Source organism: Flavobacterium sasangense DSM 21067, assembly GCF_000686885.1.
GTDB lineage: Bacteria > Bacteroidota > Bacteroidia > Flavobacteriales > Flavobacteriaceae > Flavobacterium > Flavobacterium sasangense.
This window is the reverse complement of the sequence record NZ_JMLU01000049.1, coordinates 1-5848: the sequence shown is the minus strand read 5'-3', so window position 1 is coordinate 5848 and position 5848 is coordinate 1. Positions and strand designations below refer to the sequence as shown.

At 36.9% G+C, this 5848-nt stretch carries 3 protein-coding genes and 2 pseudogenes; 3 read left to right on the top strand and 2 right to left on the bottom strand.

The window, feature by feature from the left end; all coding sequences use genetic code 11:
• A pseudogene (locus BP92_RS16435) lies at nucleotides 1–268 on the top strand (transposase); the annotation flags it as partial.
• A 273-nt stretch (nucleotides 269–541) separates the two neighbouring features.
• Here BP92_RS16435 and BP92_RS16955 read toward each other — a convergent pair.
• Both BP92_RS16955 and BP92_RS0113445 read right to left on the bottom strand, forming a co-directional pair.
• Nucleotides 542–2518, bottom strand: a pseudogene (locus BP92_RS16955) (glycosyltransferase).
• Nucleotides 2519–2775: 257 nt separating this feature from the next.
• Entirely contained in the window at nucleotides 2776–4251 is a 1476-nt protein-coding gene (locus tag BP92_RS0113445; RefSeq protein WP_026726509.1) for a glycoside hydrolase family 130 protein, read from the bottom strand.
• Nucleotides 4252–4771: 520 nt separating this feature from the next.
• On the opposite strand from BP92_RS0113445, the gene BP92_RS16425 reads away from it, so the two are divergent.
• Nucleotides 4772–5476: a helix-turn-helix domain-containing protein gene (locus BP92_RS16425; RefSeq protein WP_051604492.1), complete on the top strand. Its 705-nt coding sequence runs from the start codon at nucleotides 4772–4774 to the stop codon at nucleotides 5474–5476.
• 40 nt (nucleotides 5477–5516) lie between these two features.
• A partial coding sequence (locus BP92_RS0113435) for a transposase (RefSeq protein WP_026726508.1) occupies nucleotides 5517–5848 on the top strand: 332 nt, incomplete at its 3' end.

Genomic DNA, 5848 nt, shown 5'->3' with positions numbered 1-5848 from the left:
AAAAGAATTTTTGTTAGATTATTTTAAGAAAGAAGCTGAAAAAAGTTCAAATACAACCAATTTTCAATTTTGGAGACATGACAATAAACCAATTGAGTTATGGAGTAATGAGGTTATTCAACAAAAAATAGATTATATTCACAATAATCCAGTTGAAGAAGGAATAGTTTTTAGACCCGAAGACTACAAATATAGCAGTGCTCCTGACTATGCCGGAGAAAAAGGATTACTAGACAATGTTTGTGTTTTTCAATATTTTAAATTGTAGAACCACGCGAAGGGATTCGCGCGGGAGCGGGGTGAAAAAGGATTACTAGACAATGTTTGTGTTTTTCAATGTTTTAAATTGTAGAACCACGCGAAGGGATTCGCGCGGGAGCGGGGGAAGAAGTGAAATTGAACATCGAATTGCAATTGATCAAACTATAAATCAATTCATAAAACTGATTTGGGTTAAACACAAACCTCCCTACTTTTCAATGATGTAGGGAGGTTTTTTTATGCTTAATAAAAATTAAACCGCATAGGAGAATTCAACCTCCTAGTATTTATAATCTTCTTGAGTTTTATAGGCATCCATAATCAACTGTACTTTAAAAAAACAAAGAGTTGATTCGGCACCTTGATTGATGTTGACATTTTTTTCTTCAAGACCATCATAAGACGCTCCATTTACGGGATTGTAAATAATCTGGTGGAGATGATTGTTTCCCAAGAACCACGAAAAAGCCACTTTCAGTTGTTCCTTGTATTTGACATTTCCCGTAATTTCATAAAACAAATGCAGGGTAATAATGGTTGTCGCCACTTCAATGGGTTGTTCGCCGTAAGTGTTTTTATGACTGCCTTTGACAAACCAACCTCTATTGGAAATGACGCTGAATTCTCCTTTCATGAAATAATGCGACAAAAGAAAATCGAAGGTTACCAATGCAATTTTCTTGTATTTCAAATCTCCCGTGGCCAAAAAACTAAAAAGCATGGCTTCGGGCAGAACATTGTTGGCATAGGTCATATAATCTTCATACCAACACCAATCTTCGTCGGAATTGATGTGGTAATGATTCAGTAATTTATCGGCGAGTTGCACAATACTCTTTTTGACATCTTCCTCTTGATGCACCAAATGGTAGTAATAAAGTCCCTTTAGCGTATAAGCAATTGCCCGAGGAGAACCAACTTTGTGGATATGCACGACGGCTTTGTCCCAAGCTTTTTGGGCTTGCTGAACCAAATCTAGCGGCAATTTTTCGCAATGGGCCAATGTAAATCCCAAACTCCACAAAGCTCTTCCGTTGGAATCCTCCAGATTTACCAATTCATTTTGTGGGGTCAATTGTCGATTAAAATCTTTGTAATTGTCAAAACTGCCGTCTTCCCTTTGGATTCCCGTGATAAAATTCAAATAAATGGCCGCCAATTTCAAGGCAATCGGTTCGGCGCTTTTATCGTGATACATCACCATGTCAATCAATGCACGGGCATTGTCATCCAAAGTGTAACCATAAGAAAGGTCGGGTTGACTAAAATTCGAAAATTGAAGAATGCCGTAATCCGTCGTTAGCTCCTTGACGTGGTCCAACTTTATGGGCGGAAAATTCAAACTTAATGCTTCCACGCTTTCCGTTACTTCCGCAAACAGGAATCCATATTTCAAGGCAATGTTTTCCCAAGTGGTTTCGTGGGTCAAAGCATAGCCATTTCGCCCCATTTTCATTCGTTCTTTTTTGTTTTCGACCAATTGCATTATGGCTTTTCGAAACGCTTCGGGTTGGTCAAAACTATCCAACAAAATTCCCGTTCCTGTATTCAAGGCCTCGATGGCGTGCGGAATCGGGGTTGAAATTATGGCACAACCACAGCTCATCGCATAAGCAAAGGTGCCACTCACGGCCTGGTTCGGGTCTTTGGAAGCAAACAAATAAATATCGGAAAGGATTAAATAGTCCTACAATTGTTTCAACTCCAAAAACTCGTTGACAAAGAACACGTTGTTTTCTAATTGAAGTTTTCGGGTTATTTCAATAAGCATGTTGCGGTAATTTTCCCCATCTTTTTTCAAGACTTCGGGATGGGTTTTCCCCACTACCAAATAAACCACTTCGGGATGTTTTGCGATGATTTCGGGCAAGGCATATAAAACGGTTTCAATGTTTTTGTTTTCACTTATCAATCCGAATGTCGATAACACAATTTTGTCCGAGAAGTTAAATTCTTTTTTCAAATCTTCTTTTTGATTCAAAAGCACCATGTGGGTACCGTGCGGAATCAGCATTGTTTTGGATTCCCGGCAACCATAATCCCGTATCAAAATCTCTTGCGATTTATTGGTCAGCACCACAATTTTGTTGGACAAATCAATGATGGCTTGAACCACTTTCTTTAATTTATCATTTGGTCCCGGTAAAACGGTATGAAAAACTGTCGCAATGGGTTTATTCAATGCCAATAAAAAAGAGAGTAAATAATTGCCGTATTCCCCGCCAAAAAGTCCAAACTCGTGTTCAATGCAAATCATTCCGATGTCGTCACGATTATTAATCTTTTCGGCCAAATGGCGGTATTCGTCAATCGAAGTAACATTTAAAATATATTTTACCTCGGATGGATATTCAAATTGATTTTTATGGTTTTGCAAAGCGCAAACTTCTATTGGAAGCGAATCCCCAAAAACTAAATTTACGAAATTTACGACATCATTAGTAAAAGTTGCCAATCCACATTCTCTTGGTGGATAGGAACTCATTAGGAGCATTGCCTTGTTTGGTTTGGTTTTCATAGCAAGATTTTTTTACTATCCTTCAAAGCATCGAGTAATTCTTTCAAGTCAACCACGGCATAGCTGGAAGCATAATCCGAAACGGCATAAGGCAATATCAAACTCTTGTTGTGAATTATTGACCCGCAGGAATACACCACATTGGGCACATAGCCTTCGCGTTCATCTTCCAATGGAGTCAGTAAAGGTTCGGAAAGTCTGCCAATTTCCTTGGAAGGATCATCCAAATCAAACAAGGAAGCACCAATGCAATAACGACGCATCGCTCCCACTCCGTGCGTGATGATCAGCCAACCTTCCTCTGTCCACAAGGGCGAACCACAATTTCCCACTTGGGTATATTCCCACGGATATTCAGGTCTCTGGATCAGTTGCGGATTTTTCCATTCGTTGGGTCTAACGGAATACATCAAATAATTATTGACACCATCCATCCTGCCCAACATGGCATATTTACCGTTTATTTTTTTAGGAAACAAGGCCATCCCTTTACCCAATGAGCCTTCGCCATACAAAGGCATCACACGAAACGTATAAAAATCTTCGGTGGTGATTAACTTGGAAAGTACTGCATTTCCGTTATAAGCCGTATATGTTCCCATTACGCTATCGGAACCATCGTCATCAACAAAACGAACAAAGCGGGCATCTTCTATTCCTCGGCTCTCGGTATCCGAAACCGGAAATATCACGCGTTCGGAAATATCGGAATCATGGTTGAATTGAATATCATAAAATGAATCCATCAACCAAATCACTTCTTCATAAGCTTCTCTTTTTTCTTTAGTGATAATTGGATTGGCCAATTCTATGGTCAACGCATTTTTTAATGCTGAATACTCGAATACTTCCGGTAAATCATTCAAGATAGTGGAATAAATATCCATGGTGTCCATTTCTGCCAATTTGGACATGATCCGCTTTTTGTTAAACATCATTTTGTGCAAAATCTCGGCCTTTTCAATATCATCACCTATGCGCATCATCCTTAGATTATTGTCCTTGTCGATAATTCCCCTCCTGAATACGATGGATGAAACATGGCCTTCTCCGGTAGCCCGAAACGAAATAACTACCCGCACCTCTCCCTTTTCCAAACTTGACTGATCAAAATCTTTCACCATCGAAGGATTGAAAAACGCCGAGGATTCGATGGAATACTCCATGGTAAGATAAGATCCAATAAGCATTTTCCTGTCCTCAGACAACTCAGCCTCATTAATTTGCATCTCGTCAATTATACCCCTAATATTTTCATAATGTTTATAAAATATAGCCGAAATACTTCGATGCCGCCGGGCAAATCCCCTATTGATTTGTTCCAAGGTATGGGTGACTTCCTGATTGCCCATTACCAGTATACGACCAACCAGTTCTTTGGTTCGTTGATTTCCACTATTAAAATATCTAGCGACAACTCTACTAGAATCAGGTAAAAACTTGATGTTTTTTCGGGTAACGGAAACTTTCATAAAATTAACTTTAATTATAAATCAAATAAGTAAATACACATGGGTTGCAACAAAAAAATTCTGATTTATCATTTCCTGTCATAATAACAGTTGAAAAGATTCCGCCCTACTTCTGCATAAAAGACGCCATAACAAAATGGCCGGGATCAGTTTTTAGTTTTGGCAACTCTAAATCAAATAGTTGGCTCTAGGCCTGACCGAATCTTTTTGAAAAATAAAATCCAAAATGAAGAAAACTATTTTATCAGTATATCTATACTACCAAATGTACGAAATTAAAAAAATAAAAAAATGATTTTTAACGAATTACACCCCATATTTATATTCCATCTTCTTCAAAAAATTAAAAAACTTTCATAAGCACAAAACGGAAGAATCTTTTTTTGAACACTTTTTCTGCCACGAAAGGATTGAAATAAGGACAAGCCAACTGTTCTAGATTTACAAAAAATTGCTGCTCCTAAAAAAAACGGTTCTATATTGTTTATAATGGGTAAATATAAAAATATTATTTTTGTTTATGCAAAATTCAGTAGAAATATTTTCCATAGCATTAGGTTTAGTAGAGCCTTGGTATGTTAAAGAAGTTGTTTTTGACAAAGAACGCCTTCAATTAGATGTTTATTTAGGCTTTAAGAAAGGTCATTTGTTTTTAGCAGATGATACACAATATTATACTGCTTATGATACAGTTGAAAGACGATGGGAACATCTTAACTTTTTTCAGCATAAATGTTATCTACATGCTAAAGTTCCAAGAGTAATGCAGTCTGATGGGAAAATTAAAACCCAAGAAGTTCCATGGGCAAGAAAAGGAAGCGGTTTTACTCTATTGTTTGAAGCTTTTTCAATGTTGTTAATAGAAAACGAAATGCCTGTGAATAAAGTTGCTAAACTCCTACAAGTTTATCCTGCTAGAATTTGGAATGTCTTTGATTATTGGATTTCTATTGCTCATAAAGAAGATGTTATTGATTCTTTAACCAAAATAGGTTTTGATGAAACTTCGGTTAAAAAAGGACATAACTATATTACTCACATGGTTGATTTAGAGCAAAAACGAGTACTGTTTGCTTGTGAGGGAAAAGGAGCAGATTGTATTGAAAAGAGTGTTGATTATCTAAAAGAAAAAGAAGTAGAAATTGCAGAGATTAAGCAGGTTTGTATAGATATGTCCCCCGTTCCCGCCCCCGCTCCCGCGCGAATCCCTTCGCGTGGCACTTGATTAACAAAAAAGCTTTTACTATTTTTGATAAAAAGAAAAAATGAGTAGAAATTATAAGTTTCATAATTCCGAAGGATTATATTTTGTAAGTTTTGCTGTTGTGGGTTGGCTGGATGTCTTTACAAGAAATGAATACAAAGATTTAGTTTTAGAAAGTTTAGAATTTTGTCAAAAAAACAAAGGAATGGAAATACATGCTTGGTGCATAATGACCAACCATGTTCATTTAATTTTTAGAAGTATAGAAAATCAAAAACCTGAACTTTTATTAGGCGATTTTAAAAGGTTTACAAGTAGAAGCGTTGTCAAAGCCATACAAGAAAACCCAAAAGAAAGCAGAAAAGAATTTTTGTTAGATTATTTTAAAAAAGA

Coding starts and splice junctions, on each gene's coding strand:
- BP92_RS0113445 (WP_026726509.1), bottom strand. CDS start 4,251: ATGAAAGTTTCCGTTACCCGAAAAAACATCAAGTTTTTACCTGATTCT.
- BP92_RS16425 (WP_051604492.1), top strand. CDS start 4,772: ATGCAAAATTCAGTAGAAATATTTTCCATAGCATTAGGTTTAGTAGAG.